This is a genomic window from Paenibacillus sp. FSL W7-1332, from assembly GCF_037969785.1.
GTDB lineage: Bacteria > Bacillota > Bacilli > Paenibacillales > Paenibacillaceae > Paenibacillus_AQ.
In genome coordinates this window covers 6007811-6033833 of record NZ_CP150209.1, presented here as the reverse complement: position 1 = coordinate 6033833, position 26023 = coordinate 6007811, and the positions used below count along the sequence as shown (strand labels likewise).

At 49.6% G+C, this 26023-nt stretch carries 28 protein-coding genes and 1 other annotated feature; of the genes, 16 read left to right on the top strand and 12 right to left on the bottom strand.

The window, feature by feature from the left end; all coding sequences use genetic code 11:
• Positions 1-10: 10 nt before the first annotated feature.
• Complete coding sequence (locus tag MKX98_RS27290) at positions 11-526, bottom strand: hypothetical protein (protein WP_194544354.1); 516 nt, start codon at positions 524-526, stop codon at positions 11-13.
• Positions 527-826: 300 nt separating this feature from the next.
• On the opposite strand from MKX98_RS27290, the gene MKX98_RS27285 reads away from it, so the two are divergent.
• Together MKX98_RS27285 and MKX98_RS27280 are read left to right on the top strand one after the other, a co-directional pair.
• Complete coding sequence (locus MKX98_RS27285; RefSeq protein ID WP_339219540.1) at positions 827-1432, top strand: winged helix-turn-helix domain-containing protein; 606 nt, start codon at positions 827-829, stop codon at positions 1430-1432.
• A gap of 24 nt (positions 1433-1456) precedes the next feature.
• Positions 1457-2263 carry an MBL fold metallo-hydrolase gene (locus MKX98_RS27280; RefSeq protein WP_339219538.1) on the top strand — a complete coding sequence of 269 codons (807 nt, stop codon included), beginning with the start codon at positions 1457-1459 and terminating at the stop codon, positions 2261-2263.
• A 125-nt stretch (positions 2264-2388) separates the two neighbouring features.
• On the opposite strand, the gene MKX98_RS27275 is transcribed toward MKX98_RS27280, so the two are convergent.
• The gene (locus MKX98_RS27275; protein ID WP_339219537.1) at positions 2389-2574 is read right to left on the bottom strand and encodes a hypothetical protein; all 186 of its coding nucleotides are present in this window, start codon (positions 2572-2574) and stop codon (positions 2389-2391) included.
• Positions 2575-2662: 88 nt separating this feature from the next.
• On the opposite strand from MKX98_RS27275, the gene MKX98_RS27270 reads away from it, so the two are divergent.
• On the top strand, positions 2663-3244 hold the full coding sequence (locus tag MKX98_RS27270) for a sensor domain-containing protein (RefSeq protein WP_339219535.1): 582 nt from the start codon (positions 2663-2665) through the stop codon (positions 3242-3244).
• Positions 3245-3308: 64 nt separating this feature from the next.
• Positions 3309-5135, top strand: coding sequence for a hybrid sensor histidine kinase/response regulator transcription factor (locus MKX98_RS27265; RefSeq protein ID WP_339219533.1), 1827 nt, complete (start codon positions 3309-3311; stop codon positions 5133-5135).
• Positions 5136-5211: 76 nt separating this feature from the next.
• Here MKX98_RS27265 and speD read toward each other — a convergent pair whose 3' ends face one another.
• The 4 genes from speD to MKX98_RS27245 form a co-directional block, all read right to left on the bottom strand.
• Complete coding sequence (gene speD, locus MKX98_RS27260) at positions 5212-6027, bottom strand: adenosylmethionine decarboxylase (RefSeq protein WP_194544349.1); 816 nt, start codon at positions 6025-6027, stop codon at positions 5212-5214.
• A 315-nt stretch (positions 6028-6342) separates the two neighbouring features.
• The gene (locus MKX98_RS27255) at positions 6343-6705 is read right to left on the bottom strand and encodes a VOC family protein (RefSeq protein WP_216530627.1); all 363 of its coding nucleotides are present in this window, start codon (positions 6703-6705) and stop codon (positions 6343-6345) included.
• 32 nt (positions 6706-6737) lie between these two features.
• Complete coding sequence (locus tag MKX98_RS27250; protein ID WP_339219530.1) at positions 6738-7199, bottom strand: SRPBCC domain-containing protein; 462 nt, start codon at positions 7197-7199, stop codon at positions 6738-6740.
• A gap of 102 nt (positions 7200-7301) precedes the next feature.
• A complete protein-coding gene (locus MKX98_RS27245; RefSeq protein ID WP_339219528.1) occupies positions 7302-8093 on the bottom strand; it encodes an AraC family transcriptional regulator in 792 nt (263 codons plus the stop codon).
• Positions 8094-8262: 169 nt separating this feature from the next.
• Between MKX98_RS27245 and recQ the strand changes: the two genes are divergently transcribed.
• The 3 genes from recQ to MKX98_RS27230 all read left to right on the top strand — a co-directional run bounded on the left by recQ (position 8263) and on the right by MKX98_RS27230 (position 12408).
• Positions 8263-10146, top strand: coding sequence for a DNA helicase RecQ (recQ, locus tag MKX98_RS27240; protein WP_194544346.1), 1884 nt, complete (start codon positions 8263-8265; stop codon positions 10144-10146).
• 104 nt (positions 10147-10250) lie between these two features.
• Positions 10251-12026, top strand: a complete 1776-nt coding sequence (locus MKX98_RS27235) for a B12-binding domain-containing radical SAM protein (protein WP_339219526.1) — start codon at positions 10251-10253, stop codon at positions 12024-12026.
• Between the two features lie 205 nt (positions 12027-12231).
• Positions 12232-12408, top strand: a complete 177-nt coding sequence (locus tag MKX98_RS27230; protein ID WP_194544344.1) for a hypothetical protein — start codon at positions 12232-12234, stop codon at positions 12406-12408.
• A 201-nt stretch (positions 12409-12609) separates the two neighbouring features.
• Here MKX98_RS27230 and MKX98_RS27225 read toward each other — a convergent pair whose 3' ends face one another.
• The 4 genes from MKX98_RS27225 to MKX98_RS27210 form a co-directional block, all read right to left on the bottom strand.
• Complete coding sequence (locus tag MKX98_RS27225; protein ID WP_194544343.1) at positions 12610-13581, bottom strand: alpha/beta hydrolase; 972 nt, start codon at positions 13579-13581, stop codon at positions 12610-12612.
• Positions 13582-13638: 57 nt separating this feature from the next.
• Positions 13639-14607: a type I phosphomannose isomerase catalytic subunit gene (locus MKX98_RS27220; protein WP_194544342.1), complete on the bottom strand. Its 969-nt coding sequence runs from the start codon at positions 14605-14607 to the stop codon at positions 13639-13641.
• Positions 14608-14681: 74 nt separating this feature from the next.
• A complete protein-coding gene (locus MKX98_RS27215) occupies positions 14682-15272 on the bottom strand; it encodes a class I SAM-dependent methyltransferase (protein ID WP_339224590.1) in 591 nt (196 codons plus the stop codon).
• The gene (locus MKX98_RS27210) at positions 15272-16225 is read right to left on the bottom strand and encodes a TIGR01212 family radical SAM protein (protein ID WP_113060005.1); all 954 of its coding nucleotides are present in this window, start codon (positions 16223-16225) and stop codon (positions 15272-15274) included. The genes MKX98_RS27215 and MKX98_RS27210 overlap by 1 nt, the downstream gene beginning before the upstream one ends.
• Before the next feature lie 304 nt (positions 16226-16529).
• On the opposite strand from MKX98_RS27210, the gene MKX98_RS27205 reads away from it, so the two are divergent.
• Together MKX98_RS27205 and trmB are read left to right on the top strand one after the other, a co-directional pair.
• Positions 16530-16712, top strand: a complete 183-nt coding sequence (locus MKX98_RS27205) for a hypothetical protein (protein ID WP_194544341.1) — start codon at positions 16530-16532, stop codon at positions 16710-16712.
• A gap of 189 nt (positions 16713-16901) precedes the next feature.
• The gene (gene trmB, locus MKX98_RS27200) at positions 16902-17615 is read left to right on the top strand and encodes a tRNA (guanosine(46)-N7)-methyltransferase TrmB (protein ID WP_194544340.1); all 714 of its coding nucleotides are present in this window, start codon (positions 16902-16904) and stop codon (positions 17613-17615) included.
• Between the two features lie 118 nt (positions 17616-17733).
• On the opposite strand, the gene MKX98_RS27195 is transcribed toward trmB, so the two are convergent.
• A complete protein-coding gene (locus MKX98_RS27195) occupies positions 17734-18861 on the bottom strand; it encodes a glycosyltransferase (protein WP_339219523.1) in 1128 nt (375 codons plus the stop codon).
• Between the two features lie 665 nt (positions 18862-19526).
• Between MKX98_RS27195 and MKX98_RS27190 the strand changes: the two genes are divergently transcribed.
• The 5 genes from MKX98_RS27190 (at position 19527) to MKX98_RS27170 (ending at position 22704) form a co-directional block, all read left to right on the top strand.
• Entirely contained in the window at positions 19527-20765 is a 1239-nt protein-coding gene (locus MKX98_RS27190) for a glycosyltransferase family 2 protein (protein ID WP_071222667.1), read from the top strand.
• An 80-nt stretch (positions 20766-20845) separates the two neighbouring features.
• Positions 20846-20992: a sequence feature (ribosomal protein L20 leader region), on the top strand.
• A 53-nt stretch (positions 20993-21045) separates the two neighbouring features.
• Entirely contained in the window at positions 21046-21540 is a 495-nt protein-coding gene (infC, locus tag MKX98_RS27185) for a translation initiation factor IF-3 (protein ID WP_071222668.1), read from the top strand.
• A gap of 26 nt (positions 21541-21566) precedes the next feature.
• Positions 21567-21767 carry a 50S ribosomal protein L35 gene (rpmI, locus tag MKX98_RS27180; RefSeq protein ID WP_007127239.1) on the top strand — a complete coding sequence of 67 codons (201 nt, stop codon included), beginning with the start codon at positions 21567-21569 and terminating at the stop codon, positions 21765-21767.
• A gap of 30 nt (positions 21768-21797) precedes the next feature.
• Entirely contained in the window at positions 21798-22157 is a 360-nt protein-coding gene (gene rplT, locus MKX98_RS27175; RefSeq protein ID WP_071222669.1) for a 50S ribosomal protein L20, read from the top strand.
• Positions 22158-22362: 205 nt separating this feature from the next.
• The gene (locus tag MKX98_RS27170; RefSeq protein ID WP_194544337.1) at positions 22363-22704 is read left to right on the top strand and encodes a hypothetical protein; all 342 of its coding nucleotides are present in this window, start codon (positions 22363-22365) and stop codon (positions 22702-22704) included.
• Here the strand turns inward: MKX98_RS27170 and MKX98_RS27165 are convergent, their stop codons facing one another.
• Positions 22705-23154 carry a GNAT family N-acetyltransferase gene (locus MKX98_RS27165; protein WP_339219521.1) on the bottom strand — a complete coding sequence of 150 codons (450 nt, stop codon included), beginning with the start codon at positions 23152-23154 and terminating at the stop codon, positions 22705-22707.
• Positions 23155-23759: 605 nt separating this feature from the next.
• On the opposite strand from MKX98_RS27165, the gene ilvB reads away from it, so the two are divergent.
• Both ilvB and ilvN read left to right on the top strand, forming a co-directional pair.
• Complete coding sequence (gene ilvB / locus MKX98_RS27160; protein WP_113060011.1) at positions 23760-25502, top strand: biosynthetic-type acetolactate synthase large subunit; 1743 nt, start codon at positions 23760-23762, stop codon at positions 25500-25502.
• Position 25503: 1 nt separating this feature from the next.
• Complete coding sequence (ilvN, locus tag MKX98_RS27155; protein ID WP_071222673.1) at positions 25504-25989, top strand: acetolactate synthase small subunit; 486 nt, start codon at positions 25504-25506, stop codon at positions 25987-25989.
• Positions 25990-26023 lie beyond the last annotated feature (34 nt).

Sequence of the window (26023 nt, the reverse complement as noted above, 5' to 3'; positions counted from 1 at the left end):
TATCTTTAAGTTATATCTGGTCTAATTCTCCCAGCGTACGAAGCATGAATTCCAAGATATTCGGGATATCTCCCATCTGTTCTTCGTTGATTCTACGAGGAAAGCGAAGCTCGATCGTGTTGTGAAGCGGTACCGGATCATCGCTGTAGGTGTACCGTATCGTTTGCAGCGGAGGAAGCTCCGGATTCCATATCTCCTTTATGATCTGGGCAATAGCCGGACACGCTATGGAAGCATCAGCGATATGTTTATAAAAGCGGAGTTTCAGCTCGCAGGCTGGCTGACCTTCCGGAATTTCCAAGATCTCGGCAGCCAAATCCCGGAGCCCGGTCTCCAGGCAAATTTCGGCTGAAGTTGTGGATGACGCAGCCAGCTCGAACCGGAGGCTAAAACTTCTGGATAACGTGGCCATATCCAGAAGATCCTTCCGATCGGTAACACGAATGATTTCATCGAGGTTATCGAGATCGTAGACCGCGTTTTCGATGCCAACCTTTAAATTTTCGAATATCGTCGGGTCAAACATGAGGCACATCCTTTGAACGTCATAGTGTCGTACATACGATTGTGGATAATATATCACAATTCAACTGCTTAAGGGGAGCAGGCTAAATGTATAAGACGGGATCCCTGCGTGATTTCCTTCGTGTTATAACAGTATTGCCAAATGGTATCATCGTTGACTCGCACTCGGCTCCAATCTGGTATAACGGAAAAATCGTAGGGGCAGCAAGTTGACCTGCGGATAAAGATCATGATAGGATGAAACACAAAAGACGGTAAAATAAATTTTACCGGTAAAGTGTATGGAGGTGTTAAAATTAAAATGACTGGTGTTTATAGAATTAAAACTCATGAACAGCTCAAAGCGATTGCCGATCCCCTGCGCACCAAGATCCTGATGAATCTCGTGAAAGATGCCTACACCGGACAGCAGCTAGCCGAGGTACTGGACATTACGCGGAACAATATTTACTTTCATCTGAAGGAGCTGGAGAAGCACGGCATCATTCACGTGGTCCGGAAGGAAGAGAAGAACGGTATCGTGCAGAAATACTATCGCGCCGTCGCAAGCCGTTTCATTCCGGAGGATCATTTGCTGCCGAGCCTGGATTTGGTGGAAACATCCAGACAGGTATTTATGGAGACACTCGATGTTACCCGGACGAAAATCGAAAGCGCGCCGGCTTCTTCTTTTGCCTTGGACAGCACAAGCGAACACTATCGAAAAAACATTGCAGGGACCTACCGTTTTCATGCAACAAAGGAGAGCTTCCATGCTTTTGTGGACGAGTTCAAGCAGCTCATGAATAAACACTTTACGATGGAGACGGCCGAAACAGGCCATACGCCTGTGTCCATGGAAGAGAAAAATTACTATATGTCGTTGATCGCATTTCAAGATAATCAGGAGGATATCACCATTCGATAATCCTTGATGGGGGAGTCATTACATATGGAGAATCATCAACATAACGTTGTTATCGATGATGCATGGTTTACCGTATCGCAGCTGGATGAGACCACGTTCGCGATCAGTGAATACGGACATTGGGAGAAGGTACATTCGTTTCTGTTGATCGGAAGCGAGCGTGCCGCACTGATTGATACGGGACTTGGCATCGACAACATGAGGCGGATGACCGATCAGCTGACGGATTTACCTGTTGTGGTGCTAACCACGCATGTTCACGCGGATCATATCGGCAGTCATGGGCAGTACGGAGAGATTTATGTGCATGAGGCTGAGGAGGACTGGCTCGTCAGCGGGATTAAGAAGCTGTCCATTGAACAAATCCGTAAGGACATTTCACGCGATATCACGAGGCCGGTACCGGCTTCCTTCGATCCGGCAACCTATACCCCTTACCAGGGGCAACCGACCGGTATTCTAAGGGATCGAGATGTCATCGAGCTGGGCGGGCGGAGTCTGGTTATTTACCACACGCCGGGCCATTCGCCTGGACATATCGTGGTATTTGATGTACACCGGGGTTACTTGTTCACAGGGGATTTATTGTATGATGAGACGCCGATATATGCTTTTTATCCAACGACAAGTCCGGAGGATCTCGTAAACTCGCTGGAGCGGATCGCGAATCTCGATGGTGTAAAGCGCATCTATGGTTCTCACAATACACTTGGACTGGATCCGGCATGGCTGGTCGTGGTCAAAGAGGCGGTTCAAGAGCTGCGGGAAAAGGACCTTGTCCGATTTGGAACGGGCATTCACCGGTTCAACGGATTTTCGGTTCAATTTTAGCACCGTTATCCGGTTACTTCTCCGGCAAGCAAGCGCCATGGGAAGAAATGAAAAGCCTTGCACCGAGGGGTGCAGGGCTTTTTCGATTCCTAATTTATTTCGAGGCTAGCGGAAGGGCGTAGTAGTTAAAAGGCCTTGTCCAGCAGAGCACAGGCCTCTTGACGAAGCAGCAGCTGCTTGGAACGGAAATGGACGGAGCGACCTTTTTGGTTACGAGTGTCCGGATCAACGACTCCACTCCCGATAAGCGCTTGAATGGCTTCTACTAACAGCCAGCTACATTCAGTCACTTCTTTGAGAAGGCGTGTCATATGACATTTTGACACTGTTGCACATGACAACGAGTGCAGTAGGATACAGGAGTATCAAGGTCATGAAGACATGAAAGGAGTTTAATCTATGAAGAAATGGCTGAGGGAGTACCTGCTGAACTTTTGTTTTTTGATGCTGACTTTTGGAACCGGGGTGTTTTATTTTTGTTACTATCTTGTGGGACTTTTTTTTGGCTTCGGCATGAGTTTCACCCTGATCGGGATACCGGTTCTTACCTTTGTAATGCGATCGTCATGGACTTTCATGAATTATGATCGGATCCAGACGAAGTTCTATACGGACATAACGATCGAACCTGTTATGAAGAGAACAACATCCGGCTCCCTCTGGATTCAGGCTAAGGGGGAACTGGCGGACATCCGAAATTGGAAAGCCGTATCGGTACTCATGCTGAAGTTTATCGTTGGCATCGCGAGTTTGTTCAGTGCCGTTATATTCTTTATCGTTCCCATTCTATGGATATTGGCCCCATGTATCAGTTCCTTTGCGGATATCAACGTAGGGCCTATTCGCATCGATACCTTGCCCAAGTCTCTGCTTATGATGGGAGTCGGCGTTCTGTTTGCTTATGCAGGGTCATGGGCCGCTAAGGGAGCGGCGAGATGGAGCGGCCGGTACACGCAGTGGATGTTTTCGGTTTGTAGGTAGACACACTGTGGGGGCCATGTCATATTAGGAAAGAACCGTGAAGGAACTGCAGGGAGTGAAAGCTTTGTTTGATATAGTGAAACAATGGAAGTGGTACGACTGGGCCATGCTCTTTATTCGCATGATGGGCTGCATCTCCCTGATCATAAAGTTTGTAGAGCTCCGGAATCAGTTTACCGTATCATTATGGCTCGTCGTCATGTGGGAGATGGCAGCTTTCTCGATACCCTGGCTGTGTCTGCTTCTGAACCATAAAGCATATTTGGTAACGGAGCTCCTGTTATCGGGGGGGATCGCCGTCTATTTAACTTCCTTATTCCCGGAGGCTTACTTGTCGTTTATCATTCCGGCATTTCTGATGGCAGCGAACAGCTATGGAAATACGTACAGATGGACAGGCCCCCTTGCGGCTATCTTGGTTCCAATGCTGATCAAGCTGTACGCCCCATCAACGGATTTGATGCTGATGATGGAGCATGTCGCCTTTGCGTTTGCGTTAGGATTTGCCTTTCATCTATTGATGGCCAACTATCGCCAGAATGAAATCATTCGAACACATAATACGATTTTGGAGCAATATTTGTCCCAGGTCGAGCGGGTCACGCTGCTGGAAGAACGAGAGCGCGTGTCCAAGGAACTGCATGATACGATGGGCCATACGTATACGGCGGTCATTATGGGCTTGGAAACGCTTCGTTCCACGGAAAGTGATGCAGCGGCTCAGCGTAAGCTGTCCAATCTGCTCGAACTGACACGGAGAAGCCTGGATGAAGTCAGAGGGTACTTGCATGAGCTGGACTCACCGCAAGAACAGCTTCCCCTGGTGCAGTCACTGAGACAGGTAACGGAGGATTTTGAGCGCAGCACCGGGGTAAAAGCAGGATTTAGAGTGCTTGGTGAAGAGTACCCGGTATCCCGGCAGGTGAAAATGACCTTCTATCGTTGTCTCCAGGAGTCTTTAACCAACAGTGTTCGTCATGGCAATGCGACGAGGATTGATGCCGTGCTTCAATTCGAATTGCAGCAAACCCGGCTTGAAATTCTGGATAACGGCCGTGGAACCGTGCAAATCCAGGAAGGTTTTGGTTTAAGTGCCATGAAGGAAAGGGCCTATCGCCTTCAAGGCCAAGTCACGGTTTATTCGACTCCCGACGAAGGAACCGTTGTGACCTGCAGCTTGCCTAGAATCATGGAGCCTGCGGATGAAATTATCAGAATTTTATTGGTGGATAATGAACCTTTTATCAGGGAGAGTCTCGGCATCATTCTGGAGTCGGAGAAGGACCTTGAGGTAGTAGGACGTGCGGAACATGGGGAGTTTGCCTTGGACATGTGTGAGAAGCTTAACCCCCATCTGGTGCTGATGGATCTGGAGATGCCCGTGATGGATGGGATTACAGCGACGCGATTGATCAAACAACGTTGGCCGTCAGTGAAGGTGATTATATTCACCACATTTGAGCAGAGGGCCAAAGCAGCCGAAGCGATGCGAGGCGGAGCGGACGGTTATTTGCTGAAGTCGATGGAGCCGCGTGAACTTGCCGAGAACATTCGCATCGTGTATCGAGGCGGAACTTTAATGAATCCGGAGATTTCGGCGAAACTCTTCGATGGGGAAGCGGGCGATTTCATGAAGGAGGAAGGCGGCACTGCATTCGTAATCGAAGCCGATCCAACGTCGTCTCCAACTTTGAAGTTGTATGATCTGACACCAAGGGAGATGGAGATTCTGAAGTATCTCTCCCAAGGCATGCGGTACAAGGCGATTGCGATGAGATTGTATCTCTCAGACGGGACCGTACGGAATTATGCTTCAACCTTGTATGCCAAGCTGGGCGTCCGCAACCGGGACGAAGCGATAGAAATTGCAAATCAGGCCGGGCTCCTATGAGCCCGGCCTGGTTTCTGACTCTTGCATATTTCCAGCATCAAAGCCGTTTGATGGCAGCGTATCGGAGTGCATACCATCAGTAACTGCGGTCCATGTTTTTACCGTAATAAATTTCGTCCATCTCCAGTTTGATGCGCTCGGTGATTTTCTGCTGCTCGGCTTCGGATAGCTTATCCTTCGTGTAACCGAACAGATAGTTGTCCAGATCAAACTGCTTCAGCTTACACTTGGTGTGGAAGATGTTCTCCTTGTATACGTTGACGTCAATCATATCGAACAGCTCCTTGGCCTCGTCCGGAATGTAGTTCTGAATGGAGCTGATCTCATGGTCGATAAACAGCTTGTGCCCGTGAATATCCCGCGTGAAGCCTCGAATTTTATAGTCGATCGTCATAATATCCGTATCAAAGGAGTGGATCAGGTAATTTAGGGCTTTCAGCGGTGAAATCTCCCCGCAGGTTGACACGTCGATATCGGCCCGGAAGGTGCTGATTCCCTCATCGGGATGAAATTCCGGATACGTATGGACGGTAATGTGGCTCTTGTCGAGCTGCAGGATGACGTTATCCGGCAGCGGCCCCGGCGATTCGTCATAGGATTCCTCCGGAACCTCCACGACCGGACCCTCGGATACAAGGACCGTTACGCTGGCGCCTTGCGGGATATAATCCTGCTTGGCAATGTTCAGGACATGCGCTCCGATGATTTCGGCCACATGGCTCAATATTTTTGTTAGCCGATCCGCGTTATACTGTTCATCAATATATTCAAGATACGCCTCTCGTTCTTCCCGGGTTTTCGTATAACAGACATCGTACATGTTAAAGCTGAGCGATTTTGTTAGGTTGTTGAACCCGTGCAGGGTAACGCGTTGTTCTGGTGTCATATCCATATGAATTTCCCCTTGTGTCGTTAATATATCAGTTCGAGTACCTATTATTTCCGAAACCGGCGATTCCTAATCTGCCCATGCTTCACCTTCGGAATTAACATTAATATGTTCTTACCCGGATCGGGTTTAACATTAACAGAAGGTCAAGGATGATAGAGACAAGTATTGGCTGCTCAAAACTCAAAAAGGCCAACCGGTAATCCCCGGCTGACCTCAAGACGAGAAGGACACCTGCTACATGCAGCATATCCTTCGAGCGTGTATATGGACTTCACTTCGTATTTCCGATACTATGATCCTTCTCAAACGGCATGATTACTCCGTAAATTCCAGCAGTTCAATTACATTCCCAAAAGGGTCCCGGATTGCGCTGTATAGACCGGGAGGGCACGGCTGCGGTGTATCAAAGATGACCTCTACACCCTGCGTTTTGTAGTTCGCAATCGCCGCGCTTACATCAGCCGTCTCAAGTCCGATAATAACCTGAGCTTCATGCGGGTAATCGGTTTTCGTAGGACGGTCGCATTTTTGCAGAACAAGGGAAACGCCTTCATGTTTCAAACTGATGATCTGATCATCATACACCTTGGAAATTTCGAATCCCAGAATATCACAATAAAATCGCGTCGCTTGATCCATATCACTTACATTGATCGATAGAACACAAAGATTGGGCATAGTTCCTCTTCTCCTCTAATCCATGGGTTGTCTTACTGGCAGCATAGAATGCCTTCACCGGATTCGATGCTGGATTTTAAGCTGGCCAGCATGCCTTTCCATGCATCCACATGCCATTCCCGGGCTTGCAGTGACGCCTCGGTATCCTTCCAGCCCGTATGCTCTAAGGTAATTCTCGTGCCGCCGTCCTGTTCAGGTCTAAAAGACACCTTGACCTCAGTTAATTCCCCCTGATTCATCGTTTCCGCAAAGGGATCGGGTCCTTTCCACTCAAACACGAGGGTATGCGGTTCATCATACTGCAAAATGGTGCAGCCCGCGGTGCACATCGATTCACGATTAGCCGGGTTAAAATAAAGCTCGAACTTTCCGCCCGCCCTCGGTTCAATTTCAGCAGCCGGCGCAAACCACTCGGTTATCCTCGCAGACTCCGTCCATGCTCGCCAGAGGAGCTGCACGTCGGCCTGAATTATGGTTTCTTGAATAATGGTCATGTCTATTCCTCCAATCTATAGTGCTCATTGTTCCGTAATAACGCTTCCAGCAATTCCATTATAAAGGGACATGCGATTCAAAAATTCTTCTACCTTGCGCTGTTATTTCCGATCCTTCTCGAATAAGAGCAGAGGTAGATTCACAACAATCGGCGGGTCATAGGGCAGAGGCTCGCGCAAGGTGATGTTTACGGCGAGGTCGGTTTCTTCGTCGATATGGACAGGCTCCTCCCGCTTGCCGCGCAAGGATTTGCTCAGCAGAAAATAATCCCGGGGATTAAGGCTCCAGGGGATGCCCGCTGCCAGAACATAATACGTTCCGGTTGGTATGCCGGCTAAAGTACAGGTCCGGTTCTTGAGGTTGACCGCCGTACCGGAGACGGGCTTCTGATCAGGCACGGGTCTTGGGAACAGACCAACGTAAATCATGCCGCGGAACGCCTCGGGAGCTTCGATCCGGCAATGAATCCGGGGCAGAGCATGTCTTTCTTCCTCTGCCCAGGTTAATGGCTTGTGCTCATATTGATTCACGTAACGATGCAGGGACTCGGTGGTGGAGCGGAACCTTTTCGGAGACAGGCCGACAAACTGCTTGAAGCGGGTATTGAAGGTGCCGGGACTTGCCAAACCGATGCGCATTCCGATTTTTACGAGCAGGGAAGGACTTTGAAGGAGCTCGATTTTGCCGGATTCAACCCGGAGCGCGGACAGGTATTGCCTGAGCGATATGCCGGTTACTCGCTTGAATACTCTGGAGAAATGGTAGGGACTGTATCCCGCAAGATCGGCGAGCTGCTCGGTCGTCATGGGCTCGTCCAGATGCTCCTTCATATATTGAATGGTTTGATTTACGGCTTCCGTATGTGCGTCATTCATTAGGATCACCAACTTCACTTTTTGGGCTCTACATGATAGCATGCCTTTTTCCACATTTATGAAGTTCTCTTCGTCGAATGCAATTTCCTTCTACGATTCGGTTGCCCATTCATGGAAAGGCCGTTAAACTTAAAGGATACAGGCTTTTCGAAACGGAAAACCAAGGAGAATTAAGGAGTTTTTATCCATGAATGTGGAAACAAATGATAGAGAATCGATGAATATGGATACAGCGCGGGATTATCTGCAGAAATATTACGGCTATCCTGATTTTCGGGAGGGCCAGAAAAAAATCGTCGCCAGTCTGCTGGCGGGTCAAGATACGCTCGGGATCATGCCGACGGGCGGAGGCAAATCGATCTGTTATCAGATCCCGGCGCTCCTGTGTCCGGGTCTCACGTTGGTTGTATCGCCTTTGATTTCCTTGATGAAGGATCAGGTGGATGCCCTTACGACAGCGGGTGTGGCCGCTGCCTATATCAACAGCACGCTCAGCGGCAAGGAAGTGAACGATCGCATACGTGCGGCCAAGCGCGGAGAATTGAAGCTGTTATATGTCGCCCCGGAACGGCTTGAACTGGATTGGTTCCGGGAGGAGATGGCAGGTCTTGACATTTCGATTGTGGCTGTCGATGAAGCTCACTGCGTATCCCAGTGGGGGCATGATTTCCGGACCAGCTATCTCTCGGTGGCTCCTTTTGTTAAAGGGCTCCCGAACCGTCCGATCGTGGCGGCCTTTACGGCCACGGCCACGCCAGAAGTTATGGAAGACATGCAGCGTCTGCTTCGACTGGAACAGCCGCAGGTGTTCGTAACGGGCCTTGGGCGCGACAATCTGGAGATGTCGGTGCTTCGCGGTGAGAACAAGCGGGAGTTCGTTCTGGACTATGCGGCCTCGCATACCCACCAGCCAGGAATCATCTATGCCGCCACTCGCAAAGAGGTCGATGATTTATGCCAGCGCCTTATAGCTAAGGGGCTTCTAGCGGGTCGATACCATGCCGGCATGAGTGACGCGGAGCGGGCGGAGAGCCAAGAGGCTTTCCTCTATGACGATATTCGCGTTATTGTAGCAACGAACGCGTTTGGCATGGGGATCGATAAATCCAACGTCCGGTATGTCATTCATTACAATATGCCGAAAAATATGGAGTCCTACGTGCAGGAAGCGGGTCGCGCCGGTCGGGATGGCGAGCCCAGCCAGTGCATATTGCTGTTTAGCGCCCAGGACATCATGACCCAGAAATTCCTGATTGAACAGAATCCCCAGGAGGGCGAGCGCAAGCAGAACGACTACCGGAAGCTGCAGCAGATGATCGATTACTGCTACACCACAAGGTGCCTTAGGAGCGCGATGCTGGATTATTTCGGGGAAGAACACGAAGATAAGCCCTGCGGTACGTGCAGCTCCTGCACGGATGACCGGGAACTTGTCGATATCACGGTGGATGCGCAGAAAATTTTCTCATGCATCCACCGGATGCGCGAACGCTTTGGCGTGTCCACGGTCGCCTCGGTGCTGAAGGGCTCCCGGGCGAAAAAAGTGCTGGAGTACGGCTTTGACCGCCTTCCGACCTATGGCGTGATGTCGAATCGGACCGAGAAGGAGATATCCGAGACGATCAATGTGCTCATCTCGGAAGGGTTCCTGGCGCTGACGGAAGGCCAATACCCTGTCGTGAAACTGCAGAGCGAGGCCGCCGATGTGTTAAAAGGCCAGCGCGAAGTGATGCAGCGCGTTCCGCGTCCTTCCAAAGCCGCAGGCAGCCAGCGAAGCGGCAGCCGCCGCGATTATTCGCCGTCAGCCGTCAACGAGACGGTGTTCGAGCAGCTGCGTTTGATTCGGCGTGAGCTGGCAAGCAAAGAGCATGTGCCGTCCTACATCATTTTTAACGACGCAACCTTGCGTGAGATGAGTGTGGTTTGTCCGCAGAGCGAGGATGAGATGCTGAATGTCAAAGGGGTCGGGGAAGTGAAATTCCGTAAATATGGCCGTCCGTTCCTGGAATTCTTCCTGAATGGTCAGAGTGCGTCGAATGACGGGGACGATCTGTTTGACTATGAAGAATAGGCTTGCATGACAGGCGGAAATCATGGCTTTTTCCCGTTCCATCACTCAGAATAAACCGTTCGGTTAATAAATTTACATTATGTAGAAAGAAAGTGGACCCTACCATGAAAGTCATACTATCAACCTTGAATGCCAAGTACATTCATACCTCTTTAGCCATTCGCTGCCTGAAGGCATACAGCGAGAAGGATTTCGATATCGAACTGACGGAGTACACGATTAAGGACCCTGTGATGAATATCGTCTCCGACCTGTTCCAGCGCAAGCCGGATGTGATCGGATTCTCCTGTTATATATGGAATATTGAAGAAACGATTAAAGTGATCGATATCGTGAAGAAGATTATGCCGGAGGTCACGATCATATTGGGCGGACCTGAAGTATCCTACGATACGGAGTATTGGATGAAACGGCTGCACAATGTCGACTTTATCGTTATGGGTGAAGGCGAGGAGACCTTCCACCATTTGCTGCAAACGATTGAAGGGGACCGGAAGTATCATTTCGTTTATGGCGTGGCTTACCGCAAGCAGGATGAAGTCATTGTGAATCCCGGAAGACCGAAGAGCATTCTGGCAGAGCTGCCTTCCCCGCATCGTTTTCCGGAGGATATCCCGCATCTCGGGAAGCGGGTTGTCTATTTTGAGACCAGCCGGGGCTGTCCCTTCAGCTGCCAGTTCTGCCTGTCGAGCATTGAGGTGGGGGTTCGCTACTACGACATTGAACGGACTAAAGCGGATATTCTCTACCTGATCGAGAACGGAGCAAAATTGATCAAGTTCGTAGACCGCACCTTTAACATTAAGCGGGATTACGCGCTTGAAATGTTCGAGTTTCTTATCGAGAATCATGGCGGCTGCGTGTTCCAGTTTGAGATCACGGCGGATATCATGCGTCCCGAGGTGCTGGATTATTTGGCGAAAAATGCGCCTCCCGGCATTTTCCGGTTTGAAATCGGGGTGCAATCGACCAACGACCCGACAAACGAGCTGGTAAAGCGTCGCCAGAATTTCACCAAGCTGTCGCGCACGGTAACCATGATCAAGGACAGCCGCAAGATCGATCAGCATTTGGATTTGATTGCAGGTCTTCCGGAAGAGGATTACGATACGTTCCGGAAAACGTTTAACGATGTATTTGCGCTTGGGCCGGAGGAACTGCAGTTAGGCTTCCTGAAGATGCTCCGCGGAACCGGGCTGCGGATCGATGCGGACAAGTATAATTACACCTACATGGACCATGCTCCGTATGAGATCCTCGGCAGCGACGTGCTACCGTTCTCGGATATCGTCCGACTGAAGAGGCTGGAGGATGTGCTGGAGAAGTATTGGAATGCGCACCGGATGGACCACACCCTGAATTATTTGATGAAGCATGAGTTTACGTCGCCGTTTGATTTCTTCCAAGAGTTTGGAGACTACTGGGAAGGACAGGGCTGGCAAAAAATCGGCCATCAGCTCGAGGATCTGTTCACGCGTTTAACGGCTTTCCTTGAAGATCGGAAGACCCCGCATATGGACGTTGTCTCCGGTCTCATGAAGTTTGATTATTTCCTGGGCCATAAGTATAAGCCGCGGAAAATATGGTGGGATCATACCCAGGATAAAGCGCAATGGACCGCCAATGTCCGCAAAATCGTAGAGGAGCCTGCGGCCCTGTCCGACGCTTTTGCCGATCTGGGGATCACGGAGCGCGATCTGCAGAAACATGCGATGATTGAGGTGCTGCCGTTTAACCTCAGCGATGCCATCCAGGGCGGCACCGGATTTTCGGACAGCGCGGACCATGCAACGATGCTGTTGGTATTGTACCAGCAGAACGAAACAGGACAGCCGCAGTACTACACGATGCCTGTGGAGTTAGCGAAGCAGGCAAAGTAGAGTTAGCGAAGGACAACTCTTACCGGAACTTGATGTGAGCGGCTTGCCGTTTTGGCGAAATACCTTTCTTATAGGGATTGGCATGGACTGGAGCCGTGAAGATAATCCCTGCGTTGCCGTAACGGACCGTAACCTGGGCGTCCCGGAATAAAACATCCTGAGGATCGGAATTCTAATCGCATCAACCGATGAGGAGGGGATGTTTATGAACGGGAAACAGATGGGGCGGGAACAGCATCCGCAGGATGAGCCAACCATTGCGCCGGGTATGGAAACCAATGATGATCTGCGCGAAGAGGCTACGGAGGATGAAGTAAACCATGGCGAGTATACCGAGGTCACGCAGCTGATCATCGACCGCACGCCGAACGAGGAAGAGTAAGGGGCTGAAAGGGGCTGGGCTTTCTGTTAAGTAGGTTTACTTACTTGGCGGATAGCTTGTCGAATTAAAAAGGTTTCCATTTACTAAGGAATTTTATGTTAAGGGTGGATATGCACAGCGTCACAACAGAGAAGGGGGTGTCCCAAAAGGTTAATCGACCTTTTTGGGACACCCCTTTTTAATTCGTCCTGCAACATTCTTTTACATACGGGTTTCGATTCTCGCGGCGTCGTCTGCTGTCCCATGCGATTCCGAGGTGTGCCGTTCTAGCCAGTCGAGAACATGTGCCGCAACTTCATCCCGGTTGATTTCATGCAGCATTTCGTGGCGGCCGCCGGGATACAAACGGTATTCAAGATCCTGGATGCCATGTTTCCGGTACATTTCGATCAAACGCCGTACGCCTTTTCCGCGGTGTCCGACCGGATCATCCTCGCCCGAGAAAATGTAGACCGGCTTATCCTTTAGAAGGCATTCCATCAATTGAGGTTTATGGATCTGGGACAGCAGCTTGAAGAAATCACGGAAGAAACGAGCGCTGCATACCTGACCGCAATAGGGGTCGTTGATATACTTATCCACTTCCGTTTCATCCCGGGACAACCAATCGAATGGAGTGCGAATAGGGCCGAAACCTTTGTTGTAAGGGCCGAACACGATGGCGTTCAGCATCAGACTCCGGTGCGTGTTTCCTTGAAGGCGCATTTGTACCGCTGCCAGATTCAAACCGAACGCCAGCAGTCCCTGTGGACCATTGGTGCCGGACAGAATGAATCCGTCGAATAATTCGCCGTTCAAACACATGATCTTTTGGGTCAAAAAAGACCCCATGCTGTGACCCATCAAGTAATGTGGAACACCGGCATGGCGCTTCTTAAGCTCGGAAGCAAGAAGCAGCAGGTCTTCAATCATTCCTTCGAAACCGTCTTCCCCGGCATCGCCGAGAAGTGTAAGGCCGGACGTTTGTCCATGACCCCGATGGTCGTTGCAGTACACAGCGTAACCGTGTGCTGTAAGCAACTCAGCAAGCTCCTCGTATCGTATGCCGGTTTCGCACATGCCATGCGCAATTTGCACGATGGCACGAACGGGATGGTCCGGCTCCGGCAGCCATTGATATACAAAAACATGCATGCCCTGCGTATTCAGCATCGTAAACGTGTCGGTTTGCATTTCAGGCCTAACACCTCCACAAAAACGAATGGTTTATTTCAATACTTTATACCCTGTTTATGGAAGATATGAACGAAGAACCGTAGATTGCCCGTCCAGCGTATATGCACCCAGGTTAGCTGGCAGCAGGAAGCATTGTCCGGACGTATACTCAATGGAGCCGTTATCCCAGCTGAGGGTTCCTTGACCATCGCATACCACGACGATCGTGAAGCTTTCCGCGGAAGTGGACAAGGACCAGGCACCGTTAACAACACCTTTCTCGACAACAAAATAGGGAGACTTGGCAAGCTCAAGCCATTCTCCAGGCGCGGTTCCTTCCGTGCTCATTGTGGTCGCGCCGGATCCTTCGTAGGCCGTCACGTTCAAGGAGTCCTCGATATGAAGCTCGCGCGGCTTACCGTCAAGACCTGGTCGATTGTAATCGAAAATCCGGTAGGTTGTATCCGAATTTTGCTGAATTTCCGCCACTACAACGCCAGCACACAGGGCGTGCACCGTACCGGCAGGTATGTAGAACGTGTCTCCGGCTTTTACGGACACTTCTTGCAGTTGGTCCATAACCGTGCCGTTTTCCATGGCCTCTTTCAACGTCTCGCGGCTAACGCCTTCCTTCAGACCGTATATGATTTTGGCGTCCGGCTTCGCATCCAGCACATACCACATTTCAGTCTTGCCCAGCTCGCCTTTCGGAAGCCCCTCGTAGTCATCGGTCGGATGCACCTGAACGGAGAGGTTGTCATTGCAGTCAAGCAGCTTGATCAGCAGGGGGAAACGTCCGTTAACCTCGGAGAATCCCTTGCTGCCAAACCACTCCCGTCCAAATTGCTCACGAACCTGATCCAGGCCGCGACCGGCAAGTTCACCGTTCACAATACTGGTCGTGCCGTTCGGGTGGTCGGCGATCATCCAGCCTTCTCCGATATGTCCTTCAGGAATATCCAGGCCGAATTGCTCCAGGGCACGGCCACCCCACACACGCTCTTTAAATTCGGGTTGGAACAATAATGGATATGGTTTTGTCATAGTAATCATCTACCTTTCATCATGTTTGGAATATTCTATGGATGTAAGTGCATGGACCTCTCCTAGAACTTATATCATATCGGCTTCTTCCGTTCCAGTGCAATGAGATATGGGGCTTCGGAACGCTGAAGACCACGATACAATATCGTTTGTACTTTGTGCTGGGGCAATTCAGCCGCCCAGGCCTGCACGGCGTCCGCTTCGGCATCGCCGCCTTTATGGCCCGGGTACAGCACGATGGTGATAATGCCGCCGGGACGGAGCAGCTCGATGGCAGCTTCCAGAGCCGTGAGTGTGCTGGCGGTTTCCGTCATGATCCGTTTATCTGATGAATCTGCCGGAAGGTAGCCGAGATTGAACATGATCGCACCCATACGGCCATGCTCGCACTCAGGTACGCATTCTCCCATAAGGGCATGGCTCTGATGGTGAAGGGTAACCTCCGCAAGGGTGCCGGGCGGTTCCTTATCAAGCCGATCACGAGTCAGCTGCAGCGCCTGTTCCTGAATATCAAAAGCGTACACCTTGCCCTTTGAACCTGTGCATTTAGCTAGATACAGCGTATCGGCTCCGGTTCCCGCCGTCGCATCCAGCGCAATGTCTCCAAGCCGCAGCCTTTCGGACACGAGCTTGTGAGCAAAACTCAAAACCGAGAGGAAGCCCATCAGGATCCCCCCCACAATTTACCCTGCCATGTATCCCGGCGCTTGAGCTCGGCGTCAATGCCGTTAAGCACTTCCCACTTCTTGAGGCTCCACGTAGGTCCGATCAAGAGATCCCGTGGAGCGTCTCCGGTCAGACGGTGCACGATCATTTCCGGAGGTAAAAACTCCAGGCTATCTACGATAAGGCTGATATATTCGTCCTGTTCCAGGAACCGCAGCAGCCCCGCCTCGTATTGCTTCACCATCGGCGTCTTGCGCATGAGGTGCAGCAGATGGATCTTGATTCCCTGCACATCCATCTTGGAGACCGCTCGGCCGGTGGCGAGCATCATCTCATGGTCCTCTTGCGGAAGGCCATAAATGATGTGTGTGCAGACACGGATGTTATGCTTGCGCAGCTTTTCGACCGCTTCCAGATAACATTCGGTATCATGGGCCCGGTTGATCAGCTCGGAGGTGGAATCATGGATCGTTTGCAGGCCCATTTCCACCCAGAGATAGGTTCGCTCATTCAGCTCGGCCAAGTATTCCACGACGTCGTCAGGCAGGCAATCGGGGCGTGTAGCGATCGATAAACCGACAACACCCGGCTGCTGCAGAATGACTTCATAGTACTCCCGAAGCTCCTCTACCGGAGCATAAGTGTTGGTATAGGCTTGGAAATAACCGATGTATTTGGCGCTCGGCCACTTCTGGTGCTGCCGGTCCCGGATGGTGTTGAACTGGGTAACAAGATCGTCCCGCCGTCGTCCGGCAAAATCACCGGAGCCGCGGGCGCTGCAGAAGGTGCACCCTCCCTTGGCAATCGTGCCGTCGCGGTTCGGGCACGTAAAGCCCGCATCCAGCATAACCTTGAATACTTTTTCCTGGAATTGGCTGCGCATCTCGTAATTCCATGTATGAAATCGTTTGTCGCCCCATAATGTTGGGGCGGGTCTAAGTGATGTACTCATGTGTGCTCCTTTTATAGCCGCATAAGATGAATAGACAGGGATTGCCGTGCCTCAAAGTATACATGTTTTACTTAACTTATCCTTGAGCAGATATGTCCATTGTAACAAAAAATAAAACTTTGCGTTATATACAGGTCTTCAAGCCTAATTAAGATGTTGTTACTTGAATGAATTGCATATAATTGGTATATTTAAAGTAGAAAAATAAAAATATGATTCAAGCAATTTTGGCATGGGTATATATCGGATAGGATTCATATTTGTGTGACGTCATGGATACAATAATACCGTGAGGTGATTACGAATGAATTCATCGACAGTAAAGAATGACAGTAGAGACAAGATCGCTGTGGAGCTTACCCCGAACGAAGCTTTAGCCCTTACTGGCGTGGAGTTTAACTCCAACCAGGACGTGAAGGCTTCGGCACGTCGCAAGATTCGGGCCGCCTTTGAGAAGACGTTTGAATTTACGTCGAATGAAAGGTAGACTATTCACAGTTTAACCATCGCGGAACCCCAATTCCAAATATAAGAAAGAGGAACCTAAGCCTTTGCGTTAAGCAGAGTATAGGTTCCTTTTTCTATGGGGCCTTTACTTTTGGGAGTAACTTCGTCACAATAAATGCAGTATCGGGATATCATTCTAAATTTACTTGGAAAGTTTCGGAGGTATGACATGCGTTTACGCGGAAGAAAAGGTATACGGGAAAATCTGGAGCAGCAGGAAGACCTGGTCGTTTTGGACCCCGGTCAATATAGAGGGAAATGGGCTTCATTATTTGGCAATGACCTCCCGATCCATGTCGAATTCGGCATGGGCAAAGGTCAATTTATAAGCCAGATGAGTTACAAACATCAGAATGTGAATTTTATCGGGGTGGACATGTACGACGAGCTGATTCGCCGCGCAAGCGAAAAGGGACGCAATGTCTGGGCTCAGGACGGTGTCGATACCCCGCCAAATTTGAAGCTGGCGCTGTTTAATATCGAGAATGTCGAGCAGGTTTTTGAACCCGGCGAGATCGAACGTTTATATTTAAACTTCAGCGATCCGTGGCCAAAATCCAAGCATGCCCGCCGTCGTTTGACGCATCCGCGTTTTTTGGACAAGTACTCCCAGATCCTGAACGAGCGCGGGGAAATTCATTTCAAGACCGATTCGGTTACGCTTTTTGAGTTCTCCCTGAATGCATTTGCCGATTATGGTTTGCAAATGACGAATATTTCGCTGGATCTGCACCGGGACGGACTGAACGAAGAACACGTGATGACTGAGTACGAGACGAAATTCGTCGGTCAAGGTATGCAGATACATCGCTGCGAGGCCATTGTTGGCAAGGAAGCACTTGCTTCCTACCATAAGAATCGTCTTGAAAAATACGGTAAATAACGTCTATATGGTAGAGTTTCTTCGATGATAGCGCTTGCATCTATTATAATAGTAGGAAATCTATCAATTCGATGACGTGTTTGCGGACAACGGCGCAAAAAAAAGGTGTGCTCCCTCTTCAGGAGTACACCTTTTCGTTTTCCAGCATGTCGATGATGCTGCGTGCGCTTTGCATCGGATGGAATCGCTCGATGTCTCGCAAATTTTGCGCCCGTTGCTGTTGAATCATATCGTATTGATGAAGCAGTTTGTTCATCCAGTTGGCAAGAACATCCAGTGAATGGATAGGTTCGCCCAAACCTTGCGCGGTGAAATATTGGCAGTTCTCTTCTTCCTGTCCCGGAAGAGGCTGATGAAACAGCATGGGGATTCCTTTGGCCAAGCCTTCGGTGCATGTCATCCCGCCAGGCTTCGTAACGAGCAGATCCGACACCTCCATCAGCTTGTCGATCTCGCGCGTAAAGCCCAAAATCCGGATGTTCGGATGCTGGAACCGGGGGTTGTTCTCCATCTCCTCGCGTCCCTTGTCGTTATTGCCGAGGCAAAATATGATCTGGACTTCGTCGCGCCATCGGGTCAGAAATTCATGCACCACTTCGTCATTCATGATGCCCCAGCCTCCGCCCATTACAAGCACGGTAGGCATATCGGACAGATGAAATCGTTCCCTGATTTCCTTCTTGCTCGGATGCGTCCAGAAGTCGGGATGGATCGGAATGCCGGTAACCTGAATTTTGGCTTGGGAAACCCCGCGATTGAGCAGCTTTCGCCTTACCTCCGGCGTGGACACGAAATATCGGTCGACCTCTGGACTGATCCATGTATCGTGAGCATCATAATCGGTAATAACGGTACACAGAGGCACATCAATGCCCAGTCGTTTCAAACGCGAGATGACCGCACTTGGTATAAAATGGGTACAAACAATGATGTCGGGTTTAAGCTGTCTAACCACATTTTTGGTGCTTGTATAGAACATTCGGTGAAGTGCTAAAGCCGTAAAGCGATTAAAGGACTTTTGATGGCGATACATGTACCCGACCAATCTCGGGCGAGTTGTAATCGTCTTTCTGTAGGCCGAAATGATCAGTGGAGCGATTTTAGGGTTCAAGAAGCTCCCGAGCTCGAGAACTTTGGTCTGTACGCTAGGCGATAACTGGCGCAGGCTGCTGGAGAGTGCATGAGCGGCCTGTGTATGGCCTGCACCGAACCCTTCAGATAACAGCAAGACTCTTTTTTTAGCCACTACTTTTCACCCGTTCTGCAGCGTTATTCTTTAACTTTAACATATCGACTTTGGGAAAAGAAATCAACCGTTCTCCACTTGTGTTTCAGGGACTTTGGTCCCGGAAACGGAAACTTTATTCAGCAAACTTCTCGCTGGCGCCTTGCTACTTAAGGAGTTAGTCAGCAGCGCGCATTTTGTAGAAAATCAGGGTCCGTGGTCTTTTGACTTGAGTATGAGATGCCGCTACAATGATTCAAACGGACATCAAAAAGTTTATTAGAGAAAGAGCAATGAAAAACGAAAACTTTTTGGGTGTCTGTTGCGTTTATTTATTGGCGGACAAGTCGAAAAAGAAAAAATGGGCAGCCAAGAGAAATAAAAAGCAAGGAAACAGATGAAAATAAGAACTAAAGCCGTTTGAAACGAAGCTTGCTGGCAAACGACATTGCAAGCTGAGCTCTTTTACGAAGTTTTTCCGTAAATTAGAGCATTCCACGGTTTTGACAAAAGATTCAAAAGTGTGGAAAATCGTGTATGACGTGCGAAGTTGCCCCGCGGCACCGAGGCTACTAGAAGGACAGACACAAGTCACAGGGTCATAGCAACAACAAAAAAAGCGAAAAACTTAGAGAGAAAAAAATAACAAACATTCTCGGGTTATAAAAAGGGGGTAACGGAGAATCATGACAGACGCCATCTTTATCGCGCTCCAACTATTCTTGGCCGCGGTGGGTGTGTACCAGTTCGTATTCTCTTTGTTTGGTCTGGTCAAAAGAAAAAAGAAACAACAGTTTGAACCCAATAAATCATTTGCAGTGTTAGTTGCTGCGCACAACGAAGAACAGGTTGTCGGTGCATTAATGGAGAACCTGAAACAGCTTGATTATCCGAAACATCTGTACGACGTATTTGTCATCTGCGACAACTGTACAGATCGTACTGCAGAGATCGTCCGTGCCCACGGGATGAACGCATGCGTGCGCACGAATCAGAATCTCCGAGGCAAAGGTTATGCCATCGAGTGGATGCTGAAAGAGCTCTGGGCAATGCCGCGCCAGTATGATGCGGTTGTCATGTTTGACGCGGATAATCTGGCCGCTCCGAATTTCTTGAACGAAATGAACAATGATCTCTGCTCTGGAGCAAGAGTTATCCAGGGATATATCGATACCAAGAATCCTGAGGATTCCTGGATCACTGCCTCTTACGGGGTATCTTACTGGTATATCAACCGCTTGTGGCAGCTCTCCCGCAGCAATCTGAACATGGCGAACTTCCTCGGCGGTACGGGAATGTGCTTTGAGACCAATCTCTTGAAGGAGATCGGCTGGGGTGCAACCAGTCTGGTTGAGGACTTGGAGTTCACGATGCGCAGCGTTATGCGCGGCGTGTATCCGAAGTTCAACTATGACGCGAAGGTATTTGACGAAAAGCCGCTTACGTTTAAGGCTTCCGCCAGACAACGTCTGCGCTGGATGCAGGGTCACTTTACGGTTGCCCGTCGTTATTTCTTCCCGCTGCTGTGGCGTGCCATTAAAGAACGCAGCCTCGTGAAGCTGGACTTGGCATTGTACGGAGTCAACGTTTACATCGTACTGCTGACTTTCTTGTTGACGGCCATCATATGGGTTGACAGCTCATTCTTCGATGGTCCGAATATCGCGAACCTGTATGGATATTTACCGCTCTGGCTTAGCTTTACAGCAATCGCGGCGAATGTGTTCACGTTCATGATCGCGATGATTCTGGAGAAGGTGAAATACAAGAAAGTGTATATGTATCTGGTGCTGTTCCCGATTTACCTGCTGTCGTGGTATCCTATCACGGTGTATGCGTTCTTCACGCAGAACAACAAGCAGTGGAGTCATACGGAGCATACCCGGGTTGTACGCCTTGAAGAAGTTCAAAGCAAACAAGGCTAATCCAATATTTATATTGCATCTGTGTTGACAGAAGATAGGATGACCTGTTATACTATCGTAGTCTGTTAAACAGAATATCTGATTGCAAGCAGAAGCGCCGCTTCTCACCTGACCGACATGTGTTGGCTGGTTTGATCACGAAATCAATGAATGGATTTAACTTCATTTGTGAGATGAGTATCAAATAGGGATGTCGGTGATTAACCCGTCATCCCTTTATTTTTTTTGCAAACAGGAACAACAAGTAATTTGGAGGTGGAGGACTATCAGTAAGGAACATATGATCAATGACGAGATTCGGGCCAAGGAAGTACGTTTGGTTGGTGCCGAAGGTGAGCAAATCGGGATCAAGCCGATTCGTGAAGCACTGCAAATGGCAATTGATCTCAATCTGGATCTGGTGAACGTGGCCCCTCAGGCGAAACCGCCGGTATGCCGCATCATGGACTACGGTAAATTCCGCTATGAGCAGCAGAAGAAAGAGAAGGAAGCACGTAAGAACCAGAAAATTGTGGATATCAAAGAAGTATGGTTCCGAGCCAACATTGAGGAGCATGATTATCAAACCAAGCTTCGCAATGTCGTTAAGTTTTTGAAAGACGGCGATAAAGTGAAATGCTCCGTGCGTTTCCGTGGTCGTGAAATCACCCATGCTAACATTGGTCAGAAGATTTTGGAGCGCGTGAAGGTGGAAGTGGCGGATCTCTGCGTCATTGAACGTCAACCGAAATTGGAAGGCCGCAGCATGATTATGATTTTGGCTCCAAAAGCCTAAGAGAAATTAGAGGAGGAAGTACTACAATGCCTAAAATGAAAACACATAGCAGCCTGAAAGGCCGCTTCAAGATTACTGGTACTGGTAAAGTTAAACGTTATAAAGCTTACAAAAACCACTTGCTTTCCCACAAATCCAAGCGTGCGAAGCGCGTATTGTCCAATAGCCCAGTTATGGCGCCTGGAGATGTTAAACGTTTGAAGCAAGGTCTGGCTAACTTGAAATAGTAAACAACAATTATTGGGAGGTCTTTTGATATGGCACGAGTTAAAGGCGGATTTGTCGTTCGTCGTCGACATAAAAAAGTATTGAAGCTTGCGAAAGGTTATTTCGGTTCCAAACACCGCATTTTTAAAACAGCGAACGAGCAGGTAATGAAATCCCTCGTTTATGCATACCGGGATCGTCGTACAACGAAACGTAATTTCCGTAAATTGTGGATCGTTCGTATCAACGCGGCTGCTCGTCAAAACGGTCTGTCTTACAGCAAATTGATGCATGGTCTGAAGCTTGCTGGCGTGGACATTAACCGTAAAATGCTGGCTGATCTGGCTGTTAATGACCTGAACGCGTTCAATTCTTTGGCTACTGTAGCTAAAGAAAAAGTGAACGCTTAATTATACGTGTATGAAGAAACCGCCGTAATATTACGGCGGTTTTTTTATTTTCCGCTCCTGTCCGTCATATATAACAATGGTAATCGCTGATTGCTGGGCAGGACGAGCTTTTTCACCTATCTTTAGCCATCGTAAGGGCCATGAAACAAGCAAGGGAACTCCTTCCGGAATAGATTGAAATGTATATTACCTGAGGAGGGATCTTATGCACAAGCCTGTCAGCAAGGCAAAAGTGAAATCATATGTGGGCAAACAGATCGTAGCGTATAAGAAGGACGGGACGATGGTGACAGGCAAGCTGGTACGCGTTTCCGGCAACCGCCTTTTTGTAGAACCGGCAACCAAGGGGAAAAAAGTGAGAACCAAGGCGATTCTTCCGCTCGCATTGTTTGACCTTCTTGCCATTGGGACGGCACCTTATGCGTTCGGTGGAGGCTATGGTGGCGGATTCGGTGGATATCCGGGAGGCTACCCAGGGGGATACGGCGGATTCGGACCGGGGTATGGCGCATTCGGGCCAGGCTTTGGGCCAGGTTTCTTCTGGTAATTAGAGGAACCAAATCTTCTCTAGCTCATAACAGCGGCTCGGTTCGATGATTCTTGTAACCGTGTAGCCGAGCTTGCGGTAAAAGTTAAGGCCGGTCTGGTTTCCAATATCGACCATGACCTTGGCGCGTTTGCATCCGCGGGATACAGCGAAACGTTCGGCATGCTCCATCAATCGGACGCCCCACCGTCTTCGCTGTGCGGTGGATGCGACGGCCAGCATATCGATATACAGCAGTTCGCCGTGCATCATAAAATGGATAAAGGCAATGATTTTATCGTTATCCTGAGGCGAAGCAACAAGGGTCACGCCGCGTCGTAATCGAGAGGGAATATCCTTGCGGATGATGTCCAGCTCTTTTTTTGTCATATGGGAAAGCGGGACGAGTTGGGACTCAATGAGTTGTTGAATCATCGGATCATCCTGCTCCGGTTTTCGATAGCGGATCATCGTGTTGTTTCCTCCCTTCACCGCTATTAAGGATAGCTCCATTTATCATATGTAGCAGGGTTTAAGAGCGTGTTTTGCATCAAGGAAGCGAAGGGATTGCTCCAATTGTGAATGAAAACCTTTCATCGGAAGTAAAATAAATGTGTTGACTTCTGGAATGAATGAATCATATAATGTTTCTAAACATTTTAACGAAAATATCCAATCGGCAATGATGAGGACGAAGTTTAAAGGGCTCTTTTGCTCAGAGAGTGGATGGATCAGCTGAAACCACCACCAAAACCCCTTTTATACGAGCTCACCTCGGAGCTGTTTCCCTGAAAGATGCTACGTTATGACTTTATCGCATTAAGTCGTAACAGCGTTTATTAGGGGGAATCGTCTTAGTCCACGTTACGGACTGCAGATATTGAAGAGCTGTGTTCATTGTGTTCTTCATACCTGCTGAGGCTTTACACTGCGAAGTGTAGGGCAAACATGGGTGGTACCACGGAAGCTAAACCTTTCGTCCCTCACACGGAGTTACTCCGGGTGTGGCGACGAAAGGTTTTTTTGTTGCTTGAATGATGAATGAAGAGTGCCAATATTTGAGAGGAGGATGACTGATGAGCGCGCAAACTCCAGAAGTGCGGTCTACAGAACAATTACGAGAGAAATGGTTGAAGCCTGAAGTGATTACCGGATCGGAAATCTTGCTTCGGAGTCTTCTGCTCGAAGGTGTCGAATGCGTCTTTGGATATCCGGGCGGGGCGGTCCTGTACATCTACGATGCCATGTATGGTTTTGAGGACTTCAATCACGTCTTGACCCGTCATGAACAAGGCGCCATTCATGCAGCTGACGGTTACGCTCGCGCAAGCGGCAAAGTCGGTGTGTGCATAGCGACTTCAGGACCGGGGGCAACGAACCTTGTGACCGGTATCGCAACAGCTTATATGGATTCCGTTCCACTCGTTGTGATAACCGGTAACGTTGCAACAACCCTGATCGGTACGGACGCTTTCCAGGAAGCGGACATTACGGGCATCACGATGCCGATTACGAAACACAGCTATCTGGTAAGGGATGTAAAGGATCTGCCAAGGGTGATTCACGAAGCCTTCCATATCGCTTCAACCGGCCGCAAAGGTCCGGTACTGATCGATATTCCGAAGGATGTATCCGCCGCAACGACGCTGTTCCAGCCGGAAGAACGAATTCAACTGAGAGGATACAATCCTCGGACGGTACCTAACAAACTTCAGTTGGATAAATTAGCCCGCGCGATTGAGGAAGCCGAGCGTCCTATGATCCTTGCTGGCGGCGGCGTGATTTACTCCGGAGCTCATGAAGGGCTGTACGAATTCGTGAATAAATCCGGGATTCCGATCACGACAACGCTTCTCGGTCTGGGTGCCTTCCCAAGCGGCCATGAGCTGTGGACGGGAATGCCGGGTATGCACGGAACCTACACATCGAACCATGGTATTCAGCAGTCGGACCTGCTGATCAATATCGGGGCAAGATTCGATGACAGGGTTACAGGCAAGCTCGATGGTTTCGCGCCACATGCGAAGATCGTTCATATCGATATCGACCCGGCTGAGATCGGCAAGAACGTGCCAACCGATATCCCGATTGTCGGAGACGTGAAGACCGTGCTTGAGATGCTGAATCCGCTCGTTCCGTACGCAGCGAAAGCAGATGCGTGGAGAGACCAGATCAGAACATGGAAAGCCGAATACCCATTCCGTTACGTCGATTCAGATACCGTGCTGAAGCCGCAATGGGTTATCGAAATGCTGAACGATACGACAAAGGGTGAAGCGATTGTAACGACTGACGTTGGCCAGCACCAAATGTGGGCCGCTCAGTATTACAAGTTCAACCAGCCGCGTTCCTGGATCACCTCCGGCGGTCTCGGAACGATGGGCTTCGGATTCCCGTCCGCGATTGGTGCCCAGATGGCGCATCCGGATCGCCTGGTCATTTCGATCAACGGGGATGGCGGCATGCAGATGTGTTCGCAAGAACTTGCCATCTGTGCCATCAACAACATTCCGGTAAAAATCGTTGTCATCAACAACCAGGTGTTAGGAATGGTTCGTCAATGGCAGGAGCTCATTTACGATAACCGTTACAGCCACATCGATCTGGCAGGCAGCCCCGATTTCGTCAAGCTGGCTGAAGCCTACGGTGTCAAAGGACTTCGTGCCACCACGAAAGAAGAAGCACAGCGTGCTTGGGCCGAAGCGATGGAAACACCGGGACCCGTCCTCGTTGAATTCGTTGTAGAGAAAGGCGAGAACGTGTATCCGATGGTGACGCAAGGGTCGACAATCGATCAAATGCTGATGGGGGATGCGTAAGATGAGTACAAAACATACCATTGCCGTACTAGTGAACGACCAGCCGGGTGTCCTGCAGCGCGTATCCGGGTTATTCGGACGCAGGGGCTTTAACATCGAGAGCATTACCGTGGGGCAGTCGGAGGAATCCGGCTTGTCCCGGATGGTTATCGTAACCACCGGTGATGAAACGACGCTGGAGCAGGTGGAGAAGCAGCTTTACAAGCTGATCGATGTTATTAAAGTCATTAACCTGAGCTCGAAACCGATGGTAGCCAGAGAGCTCGCCCTGATCAAAGTAAAAGCCGAGCCATCGGCCAGACCGGAAATTATGGGCGTTGTCGAGACATTCCGCGCATCCGTCGTGGATATCGGCACAGCCAACCTGATGGTTCAGGTAGTTGGCGATACCGTCAAAATCGATGCCATGATCGAGCTGCTTAAGCCGTATGGCATCCAGGAGCTTTCCCGTACCGGGGTTACTGCGATGATTCGCGGTAACGCGTAATGATTTTACGTTTTTCTTTTTATCCGGATGACAA